This is a genomic window from Dysgonomonas sp. 25 (assembly GCF_010501075.1).
Classification (GTDB): Bacteria; Bacteroidota; Bacteroidia; order Bacteroidales; family Dysgonomonadaceae; genus Dysgonomonas.
The window spans coordinates 1-346 of the sequence record NZ_QVMN01000041.1; the positions used below are offsets into that span (position 1 = coordinate 1).

Genomic DNA, 346 nt, shown 5'->3' on the forward strand with positions numbered 1-346 from the left:
TTAATTGGAGTTTGCCTGCATGATAAGCGTCATGGCATGTCTTACATAGCGTCACTAAGTTACTCGGTGCATCACCGCCTACCTTACGGCTTTCTAGGTGATGGGTTTGCAAAATTTTATCTTTACTCTTGCCCTTGCAATGCTGACAAGTATGACCATCACGCCAGAGAACGTATTCTCTTACATTCCAAGCATCCAATTTTTCGCCTTGCTGATATTCTGCCCCAGATATATTAGGGTTTTTGATTTTCTGAATATCAAAGCTTGCCACCTCTATCACCAATTTTGTAATCGGCAGTATTTTGTAGACATCAGCCACTAGTTTTAAATGGCTGTTAACCTTATG

General features: G+C 40.8%; 1 protein-coding gene. It reads right to left on the reverse strand.

The genetic code is table 11. The features are described 5' to 3' along the window. On the reverse strand, window positions 1–346 hold a 346-nt coding region (locus D0T66_RS16125), incomplete at both ends, for an RRXRR domain-containing protein (protein WP_185154857.1).